Annotated in this window: 23 protein-coding genes and 1 pseudogene; 4 read left to right on the plus strand and 20 right to left on the minus strand. The window is 39.1% G+C overall.

Features of this window, described 5'->3' with window-relative positions; all coding sequences use genetic code 11:
* Positions 1 to 11 precede the first annotated feature (11 nt).
* The 13 genes from AC5WOF_RS00550 to AC5WOF_RS00610 all read right to left on the minus strand — a co-directional run bounded on the left by AC5WOF_RS00550 (position 12) and on the right by AC5WOF_RS00610 (position 10,224).
* On the minus strand, positions 12 to 935 hold the full coding sequence (locus AC5WOF_RS00550) for an ABC transporter ATP-binding protein (RefSeq protein WP_496048003.1): 924 nt from the start codon (positions 933 to 935) through the stop codon (positions 12 to 14).
* A gap of 22 nt (positions 936 to 957) precedes the next feature.
* Entirely contained in the window at positions 958 to 1,692 is a 735-nt protein-coding gene (locus AC5WOF_RS00555) for an ABC transporter permease (RefSeq protein WP_496048004.1), read from the minus strand.
* Positions 1,693 to 1,704: 12 nt separating this feature from the next.
* On the minus strand, positions 1,705 to 2,397 hold the full coding sequence (locus tag AC5WOF_RS00560; RefSeq protein WP_496048005.1) for an ATP-binding cassette domain-containing protein: 693 nt from the start codon (positions 2,395 to 2,397) through the stop codon (positions 1,705 to 1,707).
* The gene (locus AC5WOF_RS00565; RefSeq protein ID WP_496048006.1) at positions 2,394 to 2,786 is read right to left on the minus strand and encodes a GntR family transcriptional regulator; all 393 of its coding nucleotides are present in this window, start codon (positions 2,784 to 2,786) and stop codon (positions 2,394 to 2,396) included. Before AC5WOF_RS00565 ends, AC5WOF_RS00560 begins: the two co-directional genes overlap by 4 nt.
* A gap of 130 nt (positions 2,787 to 2,916) precedes the next feature.
* A complete protein-coding gene (locus AC5WOF_RS00570) occupies positions 2,917 to 5,274 on the minus strand; it encodes a PEP/pyruvate-binding domain-containing protein (RefSeq protein WP_496048007.1) in 2,358 nt (785 codons plus the stop codon).
* A 20-nt stretch (positions 5,275 to 5,294) separates the two neighbouring features.
* Complete coding sequence (locus AC5WOF_RS00575; protein WP_496048008.1) at positions 5,295 to 5,918, minus strand: TetR/AcrR family transcriptional regulator; 624 nt, start codon at positions 5,916 to 5,918, stop codon at positions 5,295 to 5,297.
* A gap of 476 nt (positions 5,919 to 6,394) precedes the next feature.
* Positions 6,395 to 6,670 carry a hypothetical protein gene (locus AC5WOF_RS00580; protein ID WP_496048009.1) on the minus strand — a complete coding sequence of 92 codons (276 nt, stop codon included), beginning with the start codon at positions 6,668 to 6,670 and terminating at the stop codon, positions 6,395 to 6,397.
* A 165-nt stretch (positions 6,671 to 6,835) separates the two neighbouring features.
* Positions 6,836 to 7,243, minus strand: coding sequence for a hypothetical protein (locus tag AC5WOF_RS00585; protein ID WP_496048010.1), 408 nt, complete (start codon positions 7,241 to 7,243; stop codon positions 6,836 to 6,838).
* 59 nt (positions 7,244 to 7,302) lie between these two features.
* The gene (floA, locus tag AC5WOF_RS00590; protein WP_496048011.1) at positions 7,303 to 8,286 is read right to left on the minus strand and encodes a flotillin-like protein FloA; all 984 of its coding nucleotides are present in this window, start codon (positions 8,284 to 8,286) and stop codon (positions 7,303 to 7,305) included.
* A 52-nt stretch (positions 8,287 to 8,338) separates the two neighbouring features.
* Positions 8,339 to 9,019: an NfeD family protein gene (locus tag AC5WOF_RS00595; RefSeq protein ID WP_496048012.1), complete on the minus strand. Its 681-nt coding sequence runs from the start codon at positions 9,017 to 9,019 to the stop codon at positions 8,339 to 8,341.
* A gap of 54 nt (positions 9,020 to 9,073) precedes the next feature.
* Positions 9,074 to 9,517, minus strand: a complete 444-nt coding sequence (locus AC5WOF_RS00600) for a GatB/YqeY domain-containing protein (protein WP_496048013.1) — start codon at positions 9,515 to 9,517, stop codon at positions 9,074 to 9,076.
* A gap of 14 nt (positions 9,518 to 9,531) precedes the next feature.
* Positions 9,532 to 9,711 (minus strand): 30S ribosomal protein S21, encoded by a 180-nt coding sequence (gene rpsU / locus AC5WOF_RS00605; RefSeq protein ID WP_240873640.1) that lies wholly within the window; start codon positions 9,709 to 9,711, stop codon positions 9,532 to 9,534.
* 171 nt (positions 9,712 to 9,882) lie between these two features.
* Positions 9,883 to 10,224 (minus strand): histidine triad nucleotide-binding protein, encoded by a 342-nt coding sequence (locus tag AC5WOF_RS00610; protein WP_496048014.1) that lies wholly within the window; start codon positions 10,222 to 10,224, stop codon positions 9,883 to 9,885.
* Between the two features lie 76 nt (positions 10,225 to 10,300).
* Here AC5WOF_RS00610 and AC5WOF_RS00615 point away from each other — a divergent pair, with 76 nt between their 5' ends.
* The 4 genes and pseudogenes from AC5WOF_RS00615 to AC5WOF_RS00630 all read left to right on the plus strand — a co-directional run bounded on the left by AC5WOF_RS00615 (position 10,301) and on the right by AC5WOF_RS00630 (position 13,239).
* Positions 10,301 to 10,591, plus strand: a complete 291-nt coding sequence (locus AC5WOF_RS00615; protein WP_496048015.1) for a hypothetical protein — start codon at positions 10,301 to 10,303, stop codon at positions 10,589 to 10,591.
* A gap of 97 nt (positions 10,592 to 10,688) precedes the next feature.
* Entirely contained in the window at positions 10,689 to 11,600 is a 912-nt protein-coding gene (locus AC5WOF_RS00620; protein WP_496048016.1) for a Na/Pi cotransporter family protein, read from the plus strand.
* A 125-nt stretch (positions 11,601 to 11,725) separates the two neighbouring features.
* Positions 11,726 to 12,331 carry a type IV toxin-antitoxin system AbiEi family antitoxin domain-containing protein gene (locus AC5WOF_RS00625; protein WP_496048017.1) on the plus strand — a complete coding sequence of 202 codons (606 nt, stop codon included), beginning with the start codon at positions 11,726 to 11,728 and terminating at the stop codon, positions 12,329 to 12,331.
* A gap of 89 nt (positions 12,332 to 12,420) precedes the next feature.
* A pseudogene (locus AC5WOF_RS00630) lies at positions 12,421 to 13,239 on the plus strand (nucleotidyl transferase AbiEii/AbiGii toxin family protein).
* Positions 13,240 to 13,293: 54 nt separating this feature from the next.
* Here the strand turns inward: AC5WOF_RS00630 and AC5WOF_RS00635 are convergent.
* The 7 genes from AC5WOF_RS00635 to dnaK form a co-directional block, all read right to left on the minus strand.
* The gene (locus tag AC5WOF_RS00635) at positions 13,294 to 13,731 is read right to left on the minus strand and encodes an NUDIX hydrolase (RefSeq protein ID WP_496048018.1); all 438 of its coding nucleotides are present in this window, start codon (positions 13,729 to 13,731) and stop codon (positions 13,294 to 13,296) included.
* Between the two features lie 33 nt (positions 13,732 to 13,764).
* The gene (locus AC5WOF_RS00640; RefSeq protein WP_496048019.1) at positions 13,765 to 13,899 is read right to left on the minus strand and encodes a hypothetical protein; all 135 of its coding nucleotides are present in this window, start codon (positions 13,897 to 13,899) and stop codon (positions 13,765 to 13,767) included.
* 94 nt (positions 13,900 to 13,993) lie between these two features.
* On the minus strand, positions 13,994 to 15,331 hold the full coding sequence (gene mtaB / locus AC5WOF_RS00645) for a tRNA (N(6)-L-threonylcarbamoyladenosine(37)-C(2))-methylthiotransferase MtaB (protein ID WP_496048020.1): 1,338 nt from the start codon (positions 15,329 to 15,331) through the stop codon (positions 13,994 to 13,996).
* A 2-nt stretch (positions 15,332 to 15,333) separates the two neighbouring features.
* A complete protein-coding gene (locus AC5WOF_RS00650; RefSeq protein ID WP_496048021.1) occupies positions 15,334 to 16,071 on the minus strand; it encodes a 16S rRNA (uracil(1498)-N(3))-methyltransferase in 738 nt (245 codons plus the stop codon).
* A gap of 18 nt (positions 16,072 to 16,089) precedes the next feature.
* Positions 16,090 to 17,022, minus strand: coding sequence for a 50S ribosomal protein L11 methyltransferase (gene prmA / locus AC5WOF_RS00655; protein ID WP_496048022.1), 933 nt, complete (start codon positions 17,020 to 17,022; stop codon positions 16,090 to 16,092).
* 65 nt (positions 17,023 to 17,087) lie between these two features.
* Complete coding sequence (dnaJ, locus tag AC5WOF_RS00660; RefSeq protein ID WP_496048023.1) at positions 17,088 to 18,200, minus strand: molecular chaperone DnaJ; 1,113 nt, start codon at positions 18,198 to 18,200, stop codon at positions 17,088 to 17,090.
* Between the two features lie 90 nt (positions 18,201 to 18,290).
* The gene (dnaK, locus tag AC5WOF_RS00665; protein ID WP_496048024.1) at positions 18,291 to 20,117 is read right to left on the minus strand and encodes a molecular chaperone DnaK; all 1,827 of its coding nucleotides are present in this window, start codon (positions 20,115 to 20,117) and stop codon (positions 18,291 to 18,293) included.
* Positions 20,118 to 20,120: the final 3 nt, after the last annotated feature.

Here is a 20,120-nt window from a genome sequence, read left to right on the forward strand (position 1 = left end):
GACTCTCCCCCTTACACATCTCTGAGACTTACACCAGTTAATTTTAAGAAAACATCTTCCAATGACGGACGTAGTATTTCTAATTTTTTGATAATTAGTTTTTGATTCGTTGCTATTTCCGTTAAATATTGAATTGTTGGAAGTAGTTCTTCTGTTTCAATTACCCAACCATTGCCTTTTTCTATTACATTTGTTGCAGAAGGTACTTTTGGTTGTTCGCACTTCTGAGCAGATTCCATATAAACAGATGGCTTTGTATGCTTTGTTAGAAGTTCATCTAGTTCGCCCACAGCAATGACATTTCCATTATCAACAATTGCAATCTCGTCGCACAGTGCCTCTACTTCTTCCATGTAATGTGTAGAATAAATAATTGTCACTCCTTGCTTGTGCAGCGAGCGAATCAATTCAAAAATAAGGTTACGAGATTGAGGATCAATCCCCACAGTTGGTTCATCTAAAATTAATAAGTCAGGCTTATGCAACAATGCTACAGCGATATTAATCCGACGTTTCATACCTCCAGAATACGTACGAACTTCGTCCTTTCCACGGTCAGATAAACCTGTTTTGGCCAGTACATCTTGAATCTGATCTTGCAACTTGCTTCCTGTCACTCCAGCCAATTCACCAAAAAAAAGTAAATTATCGATTGCTGACAAATCTTCGTACAGGGTAATAGATTGTGGAACATATCCTATTTTTTGTTGGATCTTTACTAGGTTCTTTTTCATATCTAAACCCATTACTTTTATTTGACCAGAATCTGGCTGTATAATGCCAGAAATCAGTTTCATCATCGTTGATTTCCCTGCACCATTGGGACCAAGCAATCCAAAGCATGATCCCTTTTTGACTGAGATTTCTAATTGATTCACTGCGATACGTTTGCCATAACTTTTTTTTACTTTATGAAATTCAAGCATATTCGTCATATAATCTCCTCCTCGATACCTGTTAGACCAGTTTTCTTTCCAAAAGATTAGACATAGAAGCAATTAGCATGTAGGTGATGATCCAGCATGGTATCCAAGCAATTAAGGAAAACTCAGGAAACGCCATATACTGGTGTTCTACGAAATGGAATATCACCTCTGCATATGATGAGATCACGAGAGCCCAAAGTACCCAAAATCCGATCCAAAATAGAGAGACTAAATAACGATACTCGGTCAAAGCCAATGTTCCCATAAACATGCCTAAAGCAATAACAAGTGGACCGATGACAATCATGATCAAACCAACATTTGCACCAGTTGATAAGAAACTGCCTATATCATGGAGCTGTAACTTAGGATCGAGAAGCAAGACATAGAAAAAACCTGCTAATCCAATCACAAAAATAATGAGGTAAGTTAATATCGATCTCCACATGGCTGCAAGAAATTTGGCCCAAATCAGTGTCTGACGACTGTAAGGCAAAGATAACCACCAACCAATGGTGTTACTGCGCTGCTCTCGTTTGATTGTTCCTCGGGAGATTCCAATTAAAATAAAAGGTAAGCCATATAACACATTCCAAATTTGAACCGGCTCTAACTCTCCAGTAAGCGCAAGCCTTGTTATAAACACGACAGCAAGAACTAAGAAGACGACTAAATAAATATACTTGATGTATCTTTTGTGACTCGAATTTTTATCTTTATCCGTACTCCTCTGTTTCATTTCATGTTTGACTAGATTCCAAAACAAATTTCATTCCTCCTATCGATATAACTCCCGGTAGATACTCTGTAGAGAACCTTGCTTTTCCCGCATTTCTTCTACATCCCCACTGAGAATGACTGCCCCCTCTTTAAAAAAGACCACATAATCGAATAATCCTTCTGTTTCTGCTATTTCATGTGTACTGATCAAAATCGTTTGCTCTCGTTCGCTAGCTAAATCGATGATGGTCTCCATGATTTGTTCTTTCGCAATCATGTCAATTCCCGCAAAAGGTTCATCTAATATAACCAAAGGTACCTCTCTAGCCATGCATAAAATTAACATCAGTTTTGCTTCTTGTCCTTTAGACATGCTGGCTGTCATCATCGAAGCATCTAAGTTCATTCTGTTTGCTAGATCAAAAGCTTTGTCTTCTTGAAAACCAGGTAAAAAGTTTTTACCATATTCGATCGTCTTCTCTACACTGTAATCGAGATACCAACGTGCACGATCTGGTAAATAGGAAATTTGGTGATTCAATTTCCAGTTTGGCTTTTGCCCGAGTACTTGAATCTCACCTGCGTCGTTTTTGATTTGTCCTACAAGTAATCGAAAAAAAGTAGATTTCCCTGCACCATTCGGTCCTAAAACACCTACAATGCGATTTGCTGGAATTTGAACTTCCGCTTCCTGCAATGCGAAGTTTTTTTCGAACTTTTTACTCAGCCCTTCACATTCAATTACATTCATTTGTTTACTCCTTTCTCATTGGTGATCCATTGAATCATGTCTTTCTCGTTATAGCCTAAGCTTTTCATCTTTTCCACAAACTCTAAACAATAGCGCTCTGCTAATTCTGACTTAAACGATGCGATGTTGTTTTTGGATGTAGTAATAAATGTTCCTTGCCCGCGACGTTTTTCTGTCAATCCATCTCTCTCCAATTCTTGGTATGCTCGCATAACTGTATTTGGATTCACCTTTAAACTAATCGCTAACTCACGTACAGATGGTATCTTCTCTCCCAAACCGATCTCCCCCCGTGCTACTGAACTTCTAATCTGATCTAAGATTTGTTCGTATAAGGGTTGGCTAAGATCGATTTGAAAAACAAAAGAGCCAACCTTTCTATCTTCCATGTATGCTCCTCCCTTTCAGGAGTATTTTTTCTTATAAGTGTATTATAACAACTAACACACTTAATGCAAGTGTTTTTTATCATAAAATAAAAAAACAGTTAGGAATGATTTTCCCAACTGCCTTCAGCTATTATTTTCCGATGATATGAACCAATCCTTGGCCGCCATCTACGATTACTCGGTCTCCAGTCTTTAAACGAGTAGTCGCATTTCCACACCCAACAACCGCTGGAATTCCTAATTCTCTAGCAACAATCGCAGCATGGGAAAGTGGTGCTCCTACATCTGTAATAATGGCCGCTGCTTTTGGAAATAAAGGTGTCCAGCCTACATTCGTACTAGAGGCTACCAAAATCTCACCTGCTTGCAGTTCCTTTCCTTGATCTGGGCTTATCAAAACGCGAACTTTTCCCACTATCCTCCCAGCAGCCCCTGCAAATCCTTTTAACTCTTCTGTATCCATTTCTGTAGATGGGATGGTTGGATCATAAATATCTCCTCTCTTTTGAGGATCTTTAGCCCATGAAAAGGGATCAAATCGCCCGCGTATAATTGCTGGAAAAGGTGGCAAAGACTTAAACTTAGCATATGTTTCTTTTCTTTTTGAGATAAACCTTATTATATTCTCTTCATCAGATAACAATTTTTCTATTTCTGTGAGATAAAGAAAAAAAATATCTTCTCCGATTCCTGTTATGTTACCAATTTGAAGCATAAAGGCTCGTAAGACACGATGTACGCGAACAAACTCAGAACGTACTGTTTCTCTTAGCTGTGCACCTTCTGCCGCTAATTTTAGTTGTTCCTTTAGCCATCGCTTTTTAAGCGGATACTTTTGTTCAAATCGAGCAAATGCTGCCTTACTCTTGGTTTCTTGAGTGGTCAATAATTCCATCACATTTATGTTGGATTGTTGGAATTCTTTTATCTGTCCCTCCAACCAATCGCTATTTTCAGCTGGATCAGCAATGGACAGTTCAAACTCATAAGGACCTCGATGCCCATACTGGCGAGCATAATCTTCCTTGCTCCATTCACCGGCCAATACTTTGGATATCCCTAACACAGGTCCAAGACTTGCTAATTCACCTTCTCCCCTTAAGTTTGAAAGCAGAGCATTTGCATCTTCTTCTCCGACCATTTTTGCTAGTTTTGTCTTCAATCTCATCGCTAAAACTGCTTTTGTTCCCCCAGACAGAAGTGTCAGCCACGCTTTACGATGATAAGGATGCAGCTCCTCTTCCCAAATATTTTTTATCTCAGCAGTTGTCGTTGCTGCTGCAATTTGCTTTTTTATATTTTGACACCACTGTGGAGTATCTGAAATTTGTTTCGTTATGGATTTTGAGGCAATCTGAACTTCTTTGAGATAGTGTTTTACTTTTGGTACCATCAATTTTAATAATTCCCACCGAGTAAATGGATAGACTGGTAGTTCCATCTCTTGCGGTATATTGCCAAATACATCGCCAATGAGAGAAAGCGCGAATTTAGGACTGATCCCAAATGCAGAGAAAACCGATAACCTCCTGCTGATATTGGTATAAATTCTTCCGCATATATTTCCCGACATGAGATAGTATCCTGGAACAACACTGATTTCCTCATCTAAATATTGCAAGATCGACCATGTGAAAGGAGTAACAACATCTGGCACAGCTTCCCCAACATTAGCATTGGTCCAGAGGTAGTCTCCTGATAACGAATAGTTTATGTCATAAGTTTCCATGTTTCCCTTGGATAGTGTAGTGATTGGTCGAGCTTGAAGGATATATAACTTTTCATTTGCAACGGCCCATTCCAAATCTTGTGGTAAACCAAATTGTTTTTCTAACTCTATCGCCAAGTCATAAAGTTGCAATGCGTATTTTTTCATTCTATATGGACCATTATATTTTTTTCGAATACGAGTCAATTCAAAAATATAGGCATCCGCTTCTCCAGAAACCAGCTGTTCTCCTAAGCCATTAACAAAATTTCCAATCATGCTCACACTACTACCAGTCACTGGATCAGCAGTAAACAAGACCCCTGACATCTGGGACGGAACCATTACTTGAATGACAACCGCGATTTGATGATCTTCTTTCATTCCTTTAATCGAAGTATAAGATTTCACTCTTTCATGATGAACAGAATGAATTACCGTTTGAATGGCTTCCCTTATCTCTTCATCTGTAGATTGATTTAATACGGTTTCAAACTCCCCAGCAAATGATGCTTCTGATGAATCTTCACTTAAAGCAGAAGAACGAACAGCAAATTTAGCTTGAGGATATCTGAATCGAATTTTGTTTAAATGAGTGACTACCTCCGTCCAAACCCCATCAACAAAGTTCTCTGGTCCAGTAGCTGTAGATAGAATGACAAATCCATCTGGAATGGGGTACCCATCTTGAAACATCTTTGCCAGCATCATCCCTTTCCCACCTGCAAAAGAGAAATCAGCTGGAGTTAATTCTGCAAAACTTTTCACATGATGACTCATGTCAAACATCTCCTGTTTTCCTAGTTGTATAGTGTTTTTCTGAGTATCTCTAGATATTTATCCAATTCTTGTAATGTCTTGCCATTCTGAAGTTCTTCAGCTTTTTTAAACTTATCTCGAGCCTGAACCTTATTAGATATGCCTTCAATCGTCCAAATAATGATATCCAATGCTCTTGAAGGATCGATATCTCTGCGAAAAAGAGACGCATCGATCGAAGCAAACATTTTAACATAACTATCTCGAATAATTTCTTGATTGCGAGAGTTAAGTTTATCTTTTATTTCAGTCGCTTCTTCTATATTGGCTGCTATAAGAAAATCAAATATTACAGGATATTTGTTCATCAATCGAAGTTTAATCAATAGCATTTCTCGAGATCTCAGTAAAATATCTTTTTGGTCAAAATCGATTTGTCCAAAAAAATCTTCCAAGATTACCTCTACGCAATAATCGTAAAGGTACAAATACAACTTTTGTTTATTGGAGAAATAATGAAACAATAATCCCTTGGAAATACCTGCTGTTTCCACGATTTGATTAGTAGATGCTGTTCTGTAACCTTTTAGAGCAAATTCTTTCATTGCAGCATTTAATATTTGTTGTTGTTTAACAGGATCTAAAGCAAGAAATTTAGAGGTCATATAAAGTTTTCCTCTCTTTTCACGTTTGACCAATGTGGTCAATTACATTTTAAGACTATTGACCAATGTGGTCAATAGGAAAGGTTATAAACATTTACTCATCTAGAGATATGGCAACAACAATATATCCTTTTTAAATACACACAACAAAAAAGTGGGATGGGGAATGTTTAGAAACAGAAAAAGCCATTCCCACTAAGGAATCTGGCTTTTCCATAATTAAAACTGATGTTTTAACTAACACGCAATGTTTTACCCGTTTCTACTAAACTTTTCATCATTGATAACCCAATTGGCCAACCATTAAAATAATAAAAAAATCCACCAATATTTTTATTGATGGATTACATAAATAAAACCACTTTTAAAATCTATGAAAAATAACTTATTTACGGGATCTGGATCGAGGAGACTCAACCCAGACTGTAGACGTGAAGACACAAATAACAAAACTTTCACATCCACTTGGTGTATTCTCAACGAGCACAGCGAAGCAACGCCCGAATAGTCATGGCGAAACCATAAACCATTCCAATGACGATGAATACCATCCCGAAGAACACACCCAAGACCATGAGAGCACCGAAAGTGAACAGCATTCCCCTCACAATCCAGCGCATTGCTCGGAAGGTCGCTACGATGATGCATGCAAAGCCTACTACGGCGGAAAGGATGTAGGGAAGGTTCTCCTTCCATTCCGTGAGAACCGCGAGGACGAAAACAAAACCAGCGACGCGATAGATGCTCTTCACGAAAGCTCCTAAGAATTTGACCTTAACACTGATTTTAGGGACAACATCCGCTATCCATGCAGAAGTCACCTAAAGTTATAATTAGATTAGCACACTTCTGAATAATAGGATAGCTGATAAAAATAATACATTACAAAAAAGACCCTCATAAAGAGGATCTGAATTTTACCTAGGATATTTTCGTTTATATGGTTTGATTGCTTTTGGTGAATCTAAAACCTCTTTAAGCAAAAACGCTTTTTGCAATGGTTTTAGTTTCTTTTGTTTCGCTATTGGTAATGGCAAAACAGTATTTAATTCATCATGCTGCCTATCTGACGGGATCATGGATTTTTTGGAGGAGAAAAAGTCAGATTTGTTATCTATCATACTCTCTTTTTGAGCAGAGCCTTGATTTGGATCTGTACTTGGTTTCTTGTTCATCTGCTTCGATTTTTTCTGCTTATGTTTCAACTGATCCCCTGCTGGTTGTTTCGCACTAGAAGTGCAACATAGACGACCAATACCCCACAATATTAGAAAAGCGATGCCAAAAGGGATGAGCGTTTTGATTAATTCTAAGATGGCAATCATATCATCCCTCCCGTTCCTTCCCCATAAGCAAGAGACTGATATGGGATTTCGTTAAGAGATTACTCTGTATCATCTTCGCCCGTATCCCCTATGGTACGACGCATTTTGGTATCCGCATCTATGTTTTGAAGTTGGTAGTAGTCAAGCACTCCCATCTTCCCAGAGCGCAATGCTTCTGCAAGTGCTTTTGGCACCTCTGCTTCTGATTCTACAACTTTGGCACGCATCTCTACTACATGTGCACGCATTTCTTGTTCTTGGGCTACAGCCATTGCACGGCGTTCTTCTGCTTTTGCTTGAGCAATCCTTTTATCTGCTTCTGCTTGATCTGTTTGCAGTTCTGCACCAATATTTTTACCAATATCAATATCTGCAATATCAATCGAGAGGATTTCGAAAGCGGTTCCAGCATCGAGACCTTTGGAAAGAACCGTGTTGGAGATACTGTCTGGATTTTCAAGTACCGCTTTGTGACTAGCGGAAGAACCAATTGTGGTAACGATTCCTTCTCCTACACGTGCAATAATCGTTTCTTCTCCAGCACCACCAACAAGACGTTCAATGTTTGCTCTTACGGTTACACGAGCAATAACTTTTAATTCAATCCCATCTTTGGCTACAGCTGAAACGACTGGAGTTTCAATGACACGAGGATTTACGCTCATTTGGACTGCTTGTAATACATCACGTCCTGCCAGATCAATCGCCGCTGCACGTTCAAATACCAAATCGATATCAGCACGGTGTGCAGCTATAAGAGCATCTACTACTCTGTCAACATTACCACCAGCTAAAAAGTGTGTTTCTAACTGCTGAATGTTTACACCAAGACCAGCTTTATGTGCTTTAATTAATGGATTGACAATTCGAGCAGGAGTAATTCGGCGAAGACGCATACCGATCAGTGTGGTCAAACCGACATAAACTCCTGATGCCATTGCACTAATCCAAAGCATTACCGGAACAAATGAGAACAAGATAGACAAAACAATAATCGCTAAAACAACAATAACAATAGGACCTAACAAACTAGTATCATCCACTAAAATTCTCCTAACATGATATGATATGGATATATCCCTAATAATAACCTAATTATTCTATCTCTTCATCCACTATTTTTACAACTACTCGAGTTCCTTCTACATTTGTGACAATAATCACCGCATCTTTTGGGATAAGCTCTCCCTCACTTACCACATCTTCTTTTTGACCTTCGATCATGGCCCATCCAGCTGGCCTCAGTGCGGACAGTGCCACACCTTTTTTCCCAATCAAATATTTACGATTTTTGGAAGAAGTATAACCTTCTTCATTATTTTGCTGACTCGAAAGAATAATTTTGCGCCATGTAGTACGAAACCCAAAAAATTTGTAAAGAATCCAAATGAACAAGACAGTAGCAACGATTCCAATAGCCAAAGCACTGAGTCCTACGGCCACACTTTTTGCAGCTGTTACTACAGAATAAAAGAGAGCGATAGTACCCAATGTTCCGAAAATACCTCCAGGTACAAGCATCTCAATTATGAGTAATATTAATCCAACTACGAATATAATAGGTGCACTCAATTCAGCTATCCCTGCTGCAAATTGCCCATAAAAGTACAGCACAAAAGCTCCAATGCCGATTACACCGGGAATAATATGTCCAGGAGCTAGTAATTCTACAAAAATGCCCGCTAAACCAATCGTTAGAAGAATAGCCATGATAGCAGGATGTGTAACGATATCCCAGCTAGTCGAAGCTGCAAGCAGAGTGGTTCCAAGGGTCATATCTTCTATCCCCTCTCTTGATGTTGAAAAAAAGACAGCGCAAAAAACACGCTGTCATCCGAGTAACTGCTGGACCAACTGATTTACTTTCTTGCCGTCCGCACGCCCTTTTGTAAGCGGCACAACAACACTCATCACCTTGCCCATTTCTTTTTTCGAAGAAGCACCTGTATCAGCAATTGCCTTTTTCACAATTTCAAGAAGTTCTTCTTCGGTTAATTGCGCAGGAAGATACGCAGACAAAATTTCAATCTCACGTTTTTCCTTTGAAGCAAGATCTTCACGACCTGCTTTTTCATATTCTTGCAGAGAGTCCTTGCGTTGCTTGATCTCGCGTACAAGTACCTCTAATACTTGATCTTCACTTAGTCCGCTTCGATTATCGATCTCCACCTTTTTAATGGAGGCACGAACCATGCGAATGGTAGACAATGTTTCTTTGTCTTTTTGTTTCATCGCAGCTTTCATATCTTGATCCAACTGCTGGATTAAGCTCACAGATCGGACACCTCTTATCTACGCTTTTTATTGCGTGCTGCTGCTTCCGCTTTCTTTTTCCGTTTCACACTGGGTTTGTCATAACGCTCGCGCTTTCTAGCCTCCGATAAAACCCCATCTTTTGAGATGGAACGTTTGAAACGACGTAAAGCAGTATCGAGTGATTCATTTTTTCTCACACGTGTTTCAACCATGCTTCTCCCTCCCTCCAAGGGCAAACAAAAGCCACTAGAGTAAGCAGATAGCGGCCTGATCCAATATAAAGGAGGTCAGCATCCACGACACCTGCAATAACCTTGTAAAATTTTGAACACAAAAGGTCATTCTCCATTATAAATCATCAAATGAGGCGATGTCAAAGCTTCTTAACCTGGAGGCCAAGTCAGTTGACGTCCACCTACCAGATGAAAATGAATATGAGGCACCGTTTGTTGCCCAAACACTCCTATGTTGTTGACAACACGGAAACCCTCATTATCCATACCCAACTGTCCAGCTACTTTTTGGATACCGAGTATTAAGTTACCCATCAGTTGTTTATCTTCTTCTTTTACATCCATCATGGAAGGTATATGCTTTTTTGGAATGAGTAAGACATGAGTAGGTGCAGCAGGCTGAATATCATAAAAGGCATATAAATCTTCATCTTCATATACTTTTTTTGATGGAATTTCTCCCGATATAATTTTACAAAAAATACAGTCCATTGTAACCTCCACTATTCACCTTTGCATCTTATCAGCATACACTATAACACGATTTTAACAAAGGGGAGAGTTCATTTTGGCGAAAAAATATACAGTTAGTGAAGCTGCGTTACGGAGATTAGTCAAACAATTGGTGACAGAGGAAGTAGAAAAAAAGTGGAATCAACCTAACGGACCTTTTATCGATGAATTTCAAGAAGACCCTTGGTTTTATCTAGGAGAACCAACACCAGCAGGTGACCAAAAAAATACTCGCTCCAAACAACAAGCACCATCTGAACACCCAGAATGGCAAGATACATTTTATCCTGAGCTTGGTGAGATAGATGCCCCCCCTTTTTTAAACAGGCAGCCCAAAAAGAAATAACTCCTCTTTTCTAGTGATTCCTAACAAGGAATCGCTTTTTTATTATCTAGCATGTGCATGTCCTCTTCCCCATATGATGTAAGGAGGAGGAAGGATTATGGCAGCTATTTTACTACCCTTTTGTGGGGGACTTATTATCTTTTTATATGGAATGAAAATGATGCGAAATGGTCTTGAAAGCCTAGCAGAAAAACATCTCCAAAACATATTGTTACGCTTTACCAAAACACCTTGGCGGGGGATGGTATGCGGAACAATCTTAACCGCATTACTGCAAAGCAGTACAGCAGTGACAGTCTTCACTATTGGTTTAGTTGATACAGGACTGCTAACTTTTGCTCAATCATTAGGCATCATCCTTGGCACCAACATCGGAACCACGATTACTACACAATTATTGGCATTAAAATTAGATGATTTTTCCTGGCCTTTAGTCGTTATTGGACTTATTTTGATTGTAATGAAACAGCGCACGGGATCAATATGGTTTGGACTTGGGCTTATTTTTGCCGGAGTAAAATACATGCAAGGTGTTGCCACTCCTTTAGAGCAAGCTGGATATATCGATTGGCTGATGTCAAGTACTGATTATCCCATTTTGATGGGATTTCTTACAGGTATGGTGATCACTGCACTCATCCACAGCAGTAGTGCTATGGTAGCCATCACAATGGGTTTTTATGCCTCTTCCGTCATTACGCTGCCTTTTGCTATTGCTGTCGTAATCGGAAGCAATGTGGGTACATGTGCGACTGGTTTGATCGCAGCACTCCAAACCAAACCATCCGCCAAAAGAGTTGCGATTGCACATCTTGTACTAAATGTTAGTGGAGCACTCTTATTCCTCCCACTCATCCCTCTTCTCCTAGATGTAGTCTCTCAATTTTCGAGCAATCCTTCGATTCAAGTCGCACATACCCAAACGATCTACAACATCGTCTGCTCATTGTTAGTGCTTCCTGTATGTGCTGGATTTGCTAAGTTGGTGGAGTGGATGGTGCCTAGCTAGATGGGAAACTAAAGATTAGAGAGAATCACTGAATGATTACTTGATATATTGGAATAATCTTGCTATTATACTAACAAAACGTATGCAGTTAAAATTAAGTGCATACGTGTAAAGAGGGAATTAATTTGAGAAATGATAAAGAAAAGATAGTAGAACAAATATTAGAAATTAAGGAACCTTTTATTTCAGCAAAAAGCTTAAAAAGTCAAGGATTTAATACTTATGATATTCATACATTGCTTAAAGATGGACGATTGGAAAGAATAAAACGCGGGCTTTATAAATGGACACAGATCGAACAAGAGTATAATGAAATCGCTGACGTTATGGGAATAATACCAGAAAGTGTACTTTTCCTCTTTTCAGCCCTTAGTTATCATGAACTAACCACTTACATCCCGAAAGAACATACAGTAGCTATTCCACGCACCATGCGTAAACCAATCATACCAAGTTATCCTCCAATAAAAATATTCCATTTATCAAAATATCGATTTGAAACAGGTATCATGGAGACGATGATCGGTAATTGCACCATAAAAATATACGATTTGGAAAAAACAGTATGCGATACTATCATTTATCGGAACAAGATTGGTATGGATATCGTCAAAGAGATGATAGAAAGATATATAATCAATCCTGAAAAAAACTTGCAAAGACTTATAGAATATGCTAAAAAATTAAGAATCTACAAAATGGTAAAAACTTACTTGGAGGTACTTATATGATCAAAGACATGTCTAGTTCAATCAGAGCTAGATTGTTAAACTTGGCCAAACAGCAAGGTAGGTCATTTGATGAAATTTTAACAATGTATATGCTTGAACGTTTACTCTATCGCTTATCTTGTTCCCGTTTTAAGAAAAACTTTGTTTTAAAAGGCGGGCTTCTGTTGTGTGTAATTTTTAATGACCCACACAGAACAACAAAAGATGTAGACTTTTTGGCAAAGTTACTTGCTTCACAACTTGAAGAGATTGGGGAAATATTCAGAGAGATATGTCAAACTGAAGAAGATGATGGTATTTTATATGTAACAGACACCATTAAAACAATACGCATTAAAGAAGGAGCCGACTATGAAGGTGTACGTGTCTTAATTGAGTGTCGTCTAGGCCAAGCGATAAAAAAACTACAGATTGATATCGGATTTGGTGACGTAATTGTACCAAAACCTAAACTTATGCAATACCCTACTTTATTGGATATGGATTATGCCCAAATGTTTGTATACTCCTAAGAATCAGTTATTGCTGAAAAATTTGAAACGATGATTAAACTCGCTAAGTTGAACAGTCGAATGAAAGATTTCTATGATATCTATCTACTAACAAAACAATTTCCCTTTGATGGTAGAATAGTATATGAAGCCATTTTTGAAACCTTTCAAAGGAGAGGTACTTTATATGAACGTAAGCCGGACATATTTTCCGAAGAATTTGTCATTTCTGATGATAAACAAAAACAATGGGCAGCGTTTTTAAAAAGAACCACCAAAATATCTATCTCGTTCGAACAAGTTATGAAACAAATAAAAATTTTTCTGTTACCGATTTATGAAGCAATACTCAATGAAAAAGAATTTTTTGGCAAATGGAATAACGAAGAGATAAAATGGACAAGCAATATCGGATAAATGTGTAAAAGTTCTATTATCGATCATCAGGTTGATGCTACCTGATGTGATTTGTTAATCATTTTTATACATTCCCATTAAATACTGGATTGCTTTTTCCAATATAGAATGATTGTTTTCATAACCATTTACTTGATGAAGTTCTCTTGCTTCTTCAATCGAATACCAAGCCACTTCGTTTATTTCTTCTAGTTGAGGGCTAATACTATCTTCATCCGTTTGAACTACATAATAGGTCACTTCTTTTTCTACTTCCCCATGCTCAGAATGCATAAAAGTATAGGAGATAGTGTCTATTTTCGCGACAATTTTACCGACAACTCCTGTCTCCTCTTCAATCTCGCGAACAGCTGTTTGTTCGATCGTCTCCCCTGCTTCTTGATGTCCTTTAGGTAAAGTTATCTTGCCAAAACGATCTTGGATAAGTAAGAGTTGAATTGCTTCCCCTACTTTCCGAAACACGACTCCACCTGCTGATATTTCTTTACGCAAATTAAACCCTCCTATTTTATTGTAATGCAAGTATCATTTATCCCGTAATGCTTTAAATGCTTTATCATAACGTTGAAAAGCCCATTCGGCGATTTTTAGACACCCTTCATCAAGCTCACTTTTATGTAATTCAATGATTACTTTTTTATCATTGATTATAAGTGTCACACCACCGTCCGAAAATAATGGATGCTTTATAGATACGTAACCCCACTAAAAGAAATTCTAGTGGGGTTACGTGTTACATAAAGCTGTCTTAGTTTTAAGAACACAATTGTTTCTCATCCAACACCCTAACAAAAGAGCCCTTATTCATTTCTGCTCCTACTTCATCGATTTTCACCCGACATACTTTCCCAATCATGTCCTCCGTTGCAGGGAAAGCCACAGGAAGATAATTATCCGTATAACCAGTATACAAACCCCTACCCGGTTCTTCTTTGTAGGCTCTTTCCGGGATCACTTCTAATACTTCCCCAACATACTTGCTGGCATATGTGGTAGTTAGTTTATTCGATAAAGCAATCAGTCGGCTGACGCGTTCGGTTTTCACCTCATCGGCTACTTGATCAAGCATCCTAGCAGCAGGGGTTCCCGTACGTTTGGAATATGGGAATACATGCATTTGATACATCCCTAACTCTTCTACAAAGCGATAACCATTTAAAAATTGTTCTTCGGTTTCTCCTGGAAATCCCACGATCATATCAGTGGTGATCGCTACACCAGGGAGGGCATCATGCAATTTTAAGATGGTTTCCCGATATTCTTCGACGGTATATTTGCGACGCATTCTTTTTAATACTTCATTGTCACCAGCTTGGAGAGGGATATGAAGGTGACGGCACATTTTATCCGATGAATTTAATACATCAATCAGACGGCCATCTACTTGGCTTGCTTCTATAGAGCTGATTCGAATCCGGTGCAAATCTGGGATTTTATCAAGGTCAATCAAAAGATCAGCTAGTTGATAGTTTTCCAAATCATCCCCATAACCACCTGTGTGAATTCCTGTGAGCACAATTTCTTTATAACCAGCAGCAACTAATTGGCGCGCTTGAGCCAATACATTTTCCGGCTTGCGACTACGGGAAAGTCCTTTTGCCCACGGAATAATGCAGAAGGTACAGAAGTTGTTACAACCTTCTTGGATTTTTAGTGATGCCCGAGTGCGATCTGCAAATGCAGGAACATCGAATTCTTCGTATTCGCGCTGTTTCATGATATTGCCAACAGCATTGATAGGCTGCCGCTCTGTGCGATATTGCTCCACATATTCGATGAGTTTATCTCTTCCTTGTGTCCCTACCACAATATCTACACCAGGAATTGCAGCGACTTCGCTTGGAGACGTTTGTGCGTAACATCCAGTAACGGCAATAACAGCATCTGGATTTTTCCTAATCGCTCTACGAATCACTTGACGACTTTTTTTATCACCTGTATTGGTAACCGTACATGTATTGATCAGGTAAACATCTGCTTTGGTATCAAACTCTACTCTTTCGTATCCCGCTTTTTGAAACAGTTGCCACATTGCTTCTGTTTCATATGCATTTACTTTACATCCCAATGTATGAAATGCGATTTTGCTCATTTTCAGTCACCCCCTAATTCGTTAAACATAAACATGAGACAGGCCAACAAACTAATCGCTGCTGTCTCCGTACGTAAGATACGATTTCCTAACGTGATCGGTTTTGCGCCATGTTCAACTGCTTCCCCAATCTCTTGCTCCGAAAATCCGCCTTCTGGTCCAATTATCATCAAAATGGATTTACTCTCTTGTATAAAAGGTACTGTTTGAAGTGCTAATCCACCCTTTTCATAGGCGATAATTGCTACATCATAATTTGAAATCTCCGACAAAAGTGCCTTCCAATTCAATGGAAGCTCAACAGATGGAATAATCCCGCGATGAGATTGCTCTGCTGCCTCTTTCACAATCTTAATCCAGCGATCTCGTTTTTTCGGTGCTTTGTTCCCTTCTAATTTTACAATGGTTCGAGTAGAGGAAAAAGGCAGAAATGCATTTGCTCCTAGTTCTGTAGCTTTTTGCAAAATCCATTCAAATTTTTCACCTTTTGGCAGTCCTTGTGCAAGGGTTACTTGAACGTTAGGTTCCCCTTCAGATTGCGAGCCTTCTATAACATGGCAAGTAACTGCTGATGGGCTGATCGACTCAATTTTCACCAAATAATCCATTCCCATCATACAGCAAATAAATGTATCTCCAACCTGACTTCGCATCACGGTACGAATGTGATGAACATCATCACCTGTTATATGAATTACTTCCCCGAACAATTGATCAGGAGTAATAAAGTATCTTTGCATGAAAAAACCCTCACCAGCTTACCATTTTTTCGCTGCTACAGCTACCCAGTCTTCTTCGGTAATGATTTCTAGTACTGTTAACCCAACAGACTGCAAACCTTTCACGATGTCCTCTTGTTTGCTCTCTATAATTCCTGAACCAATAAAAACCCCTCCAGGTTCTAGGACTCTTGGTAGATCATACATCATTTTATGTAAGATTTCAGCTAGTATATTGGCAACGATTAGTTGCGCTGTCGTTCCTACACCTTGCAGTAGATTACCTGCCTTCACTACTATCCGTTTGGTATCATTTTGGGCACAATTTTCTTGTGCATTTTTCACTGCAACAGGATCTAAATCTAGGGCTAAAACTCTACCCGCGCCCAATTGTTCAGCTGCAATGCTGAGAATCCCACTTCCACATCCTACATCGATAACTTTATTGCCAGGATGAAGATATTTTTCCATCAATTGCAATGTCAATCTCGTAGTTGGATGTGTTCCTGTTCCAAATGCCATACCTGGGTCTAAATAAATGGGTAGTTCACCTGATTGGGTTTTGTATTCCTCCCACACCGGCACAATAACCAATCGATCAGACACACGTGTCGGTTTGTAGTAAGTTTTCCACGCATTTGCCCAATCTTCATCATCCACCCACTTTGTTTCAATTTTCCCCTCTCCAACATGTAAACCATATTCTTTTAATTCAAGTAAACATTCCTCCATTTGAGAAACCAGCTGATCTGTATTCTTTACTTCTGCAAAATAAGACTTAACAATTACCCCTGAATCAGGGTAATCCGTAGGATTTAAAGCGATGATCTCACCATATTCTCCCGGTTGTGTTCGATCGATGGTTGCCGATTCTTCAATGGAGACTCCCCCAGCTCCATTATCCTGTAATCTTTCTGTCAATGCTTCAACTGACTCTTCTTCTGTATATATCGCTAATTCTAACCATTTCATCGGAACATCCTCCTAAAAACATCCTAGAAAATGAAGTAAAAAGAAAACGGGCATCTAATCGCCCGTTACTCTCCTTTAAATGCTTTTTTCATTTTCGTAAAGAAATTATCGCTCTGCTCATGTATATATTCTCCAGAAAGTCGATTAAAATCGCGAAGCAGTTGCTTTTGTTCTTCTGTTAATTTCATAGGAGTGACTAGCTTTACTTGTACGCGAAGATCACCTTCGTATCCACGTGCACGCGGTACTCCTTTACCTCTTAGACGGAATTCTGTTCCTGTCTGTGTTCCAGCTGGAACTTTCAACTTAGCCCTACCATCTAAAGTTGGTACAACAATCTCATCTCCAAGGGCAGCTTGCACAAAACTCAAAGGAATCTGGCAGGTTAAATCATAGCCATCTCTTGCAAAAAAGTCATGCTTTCTAACAAAAACAGTAACATATAAGTCCCCAGGCGGCCCGCCATTAACTCCAGGATTCCCTTCCCCTGTGATACGAATTTGTTCCCCGTCATAGATGCCTGCAGGAATGGTAACAGGAATCTTAAATTTCTTCTTGGTCTGTCCAGTACCGGCACAATTCACACATTTGTCGCGAATTACTTTCCCTTTCCCACGGCATTGCGCGCAATCATGGCGGTTTACAATACGTCCAAAAGGAGTATTTTGAATGGATTCTACATGCCCTTTTCCTTGGCAAGTCGAACATACTTCTGGTTTGCTTCCTGCCTTCGCTCCAGAACCATGACAAATATCGCATTCTGCCGCTTTCACCATGATGATATCTTTTTGAGCACCAAAAATAGCATCTTTGAATTCAATATGCATTCTAGCTTCTAAATCAGTTCCCTGTCTTGGTGCATTTGGGTTAGCACGTCTACCGCCACCAAAGAACATATCAAAAATATCACCAAAACCAAAGTCTTGGCCATTAAAACCAGCTCCGCCACCCATACCACTTGGGTCTGCATGACCAAACTGATCATATTGAGCTTTCTTTTGTGGATCGCCTAATACCTCATAAGCTTCTTTTACTTCTTTAAATTTGGCTTCGGCATCGGCTTCTTTGTTTACATCAGGATGATATTTGCGAGCAAGCCTTCGATAAGCTTTGCGGATTTCTTCTTCAGTAGATGTTCGAGAAACATCCAACACTTCGTAGTAATCACGTTTGCTCACAAGATCACCTCCTTCTCCCTAAAAATTAAAAATATATGGAGGAGGCCAGAGTCGGGCATCCTTCGACTATGGCCATGAGGATTGTGTGCATTAATTTTCTTCTTTGACATCTTCAAATTCGGCATCTACTACATTGCTGTCGTTCTTTTTCGCTTCTGGATTTTCTTGAGCAGCTGCTTCTTGCTGCATTTTTTCATACAACTTGACAGAAAGTTGTTGGACTTTTTGTTCCAGTTCTTCTGTTGCTGTTTTCAAAGCTTCTTCGTCAGTTTCTTGTAAAGCTTTTTGGACTTTTTCTTTTGCTGCATTTGCTGCTTCTACTTCACCTGCATCTACTTTATCTTCTAATTCTTTCACTGTTTTTTCAGTGGTGAATACAAGTTGTTCAGCTTTATTTCTCAGTTCGACAGATTCCTTTTTACGTTTATCTTCCTCAGCATTTTCTTCTGCATCGCGAATCATCTTCTCAATGTCAATATCGCTTAATCCACTGGAAGATTGGATGGTAATAGCCTGACTCTTATTAGTTGCTTTATCTTTTGCTGCAACATTAACGATACCATTTACGTCAATATTAAATGTTACTTCAATTTGTGGAATACCACGAGGTGCCGGTGGAATGTCATGTAATTGGAAACGACCGAGCGTTTTATTGTCGTTTGCCATTGGCCGTTCTCCTTGAAGAACATGGATATCTACAGCAGTTTGATTATCAGCAGCAGTAGAAAAAATCTGTGTTCCATCTGTTGGAATGGCAGTATTACGCTCAATAATTTTGGTAAACACACCGCCCATTGTTTCAATACCGAGAGACAGAGGTGTAACGTCAACCAATACTACGTCTTTCACATCACCAGTAATAACTCCACCTTGAATAGCTGCACCCATTGCTACTACTTCATCTGGGTTAACCCCTTTTGTAGGTTCTTTTCCAGTGAGGCGTTTGATCGCTTCTTGTACAGCTGGGATACGGGTAGAACCACCCACTAATACTACTTTGCTAATATCACTAGGTGATAATCCTGCATCACTCAAGGCTTGACGTGTAGGTATCATAGTGCGCTCAATGAGTTTTGCACTCAATTCTTCAAATTTCGCGCGTGTTAGTGTTATTTCTAGGTGTTTTGGTCCAAATTGATCCATGGTCAAGAAAGGAAGAGAAATGGTGGTATTCAATACACCAGACAAATCTTTTTTTGCTTTTTCAGCAGCATCTTTGAGGCGTTGAAGTGCCATTTTATCTTGAGATAAGTCGATACCGTTTTCCCGTTTAAATTCTTGAACCAAATAATCAATGATGACTTGGTCGAAGTCATCTCCACCCAGATGGTTATCTCCACTTGTAGAAATAACTTGGAAGAAATTATCTTCTAGTTCCAAAATTGAAACGTCAAAGGTACCACCACCGAGGTCGAAAACTAAAATCTTTTCTTCCCCCGTCTTTTCTAAACCATAAGCTAATGCAGCTGCAGTTGGTTCATTGATAATACGCATAACTTCAAGACCAGCAATTTTACCTGCATCTTTTGTAGCTTGGCGTTGGCTATCGTTAAAATAAGCAGGAACAGTGATGACAGCCTGAGTTACAGGTTCTCCTAAATAGCTCTCTGCATCTTGTTTTAATTTTTGGAGAATCATTGCAGAAATTTCTTGAGGAGTGTACTCTTTTTCTTCAACTTTCACTCTATAGTCTGTTCCAATATGTCTTTTTACTGACATCACTGTATTTTCTGGATTCGTAATAGCTTGACGTTTTGCAGCTTCTCCAACCAATCTTTCGTTTTGTTTAGAAAATCCAACGATTGAAGGAGTTGTTCTACCTCCTTCAGCATTAGGTATTACTGCTGCTTCTGAACCTTCCATGAATGCCACACAAGAGTTTGTAGTTCCTAAATCAATACCGATAATCTTACCCACTGC

Source organism: Shimazuella sp. NTD250 (assembly GCF_059510375.1).

What these genes read in the sequence shown, in the direction of transcription:
- AC5WOF_RS00550 (WP_496048003.1), bottom strand. Translation starts at nt 935, where the DNA reads ATGACGAATATGCTTGAATTTCATAAAGTAAAAAAAAGTTATGGCAAA.
- AC5WOF_RS00560 (WP_496048005.1), bottom strand. Translation starts at nt 2,397, where the DNA reads ATGAATGTAATTGAATGTGAAGGGCTGAGTAAAAAGTTCGAAAAAAAC.
- AC5WOF_RS00565 (WP_496048006.1), bottom strand. Translation starts at nt 2,786, where the DNA reads ATGGAAGATAGAAAGGTTGGCTCTTTTGTTTTTCAAATCGATCTTAGC.
- AC5WOF_RS00570 (WP_496048007.1), bottom strand. Translation starts at nt 5,274, where the DNA reads ATGAGTCATCATGTGAAAAGTTTTGCAGAATTAACTCCAGCTGATTTC.
- AC5WOF_RS00575 (WP_496048008.1), bottom strand. Translation starts at nt 5,918, where the DNA reads ATGACCTCTAAATTTCTTGCTTTAGATCCTGTTAAACAACAACAAATA.
- AC5WOF_RS00585 (WP_496048010.1), bottom strand. Translation starts at nt 7,243, where the DNA reads ATGATTGCCATCTTAGAATTAATCAAAACGCTCATCCCTTTTGGCATC.
- AC5WOF_RS00595 (WP_496048012.1), bottom strand. Translation starts at nt 9,019, where the DNA reads ATGACCCTTGGAACCACTCTGCTTGCAGCTTCGACTAGCTGGGATATC.
- rpsU (WP_240873640.1), bottom strand. Translation starts at nt 9,711, where the DNA reads ATGGTTGAAACACGTGTGAGAAAAAATGAATCACTCGATACTGCTTTA.
- AC5WOF_RS00610 (WP_496048014.1), bottom strand. Translation starts at nt 10,224, where the DNA reads ATGGACTGTATTTTTTGTAAAATTATATCGGGAGAAATTCCATCAAAA.
- AC5WOF_RS00620 (WP_496048016.1), top strand. Translation starts at nt 10,689, where the DNA reads ATGGCAGCTATTTTACTACCCTTTTGTGGGGGACTTATTATCTTTTTA.
- mtaB (WP_496048020.1), bottom strand. Translation starts at nt 15,331, where the DNA reads ATGAGCAAAATCGCATTTCATACATTGGGATGTAAAGTAAATGCATAT.
- AC5WOF_RS00650 (WP_496048021.1), bottom strand. Translation starts at nt 16,071, where the DNA reads ATGCAAAGATACTTTATTACTCCTGATCAATTGTTCGGGGAAGTAATT.
- prmA (WP_496048022.1), bottom strand. Translation starts at nt 17,022, where the DNA reads ATGAAATGGTTAGAATTAGCGATATATACAGAAGAAGAGTCAGTTGAA.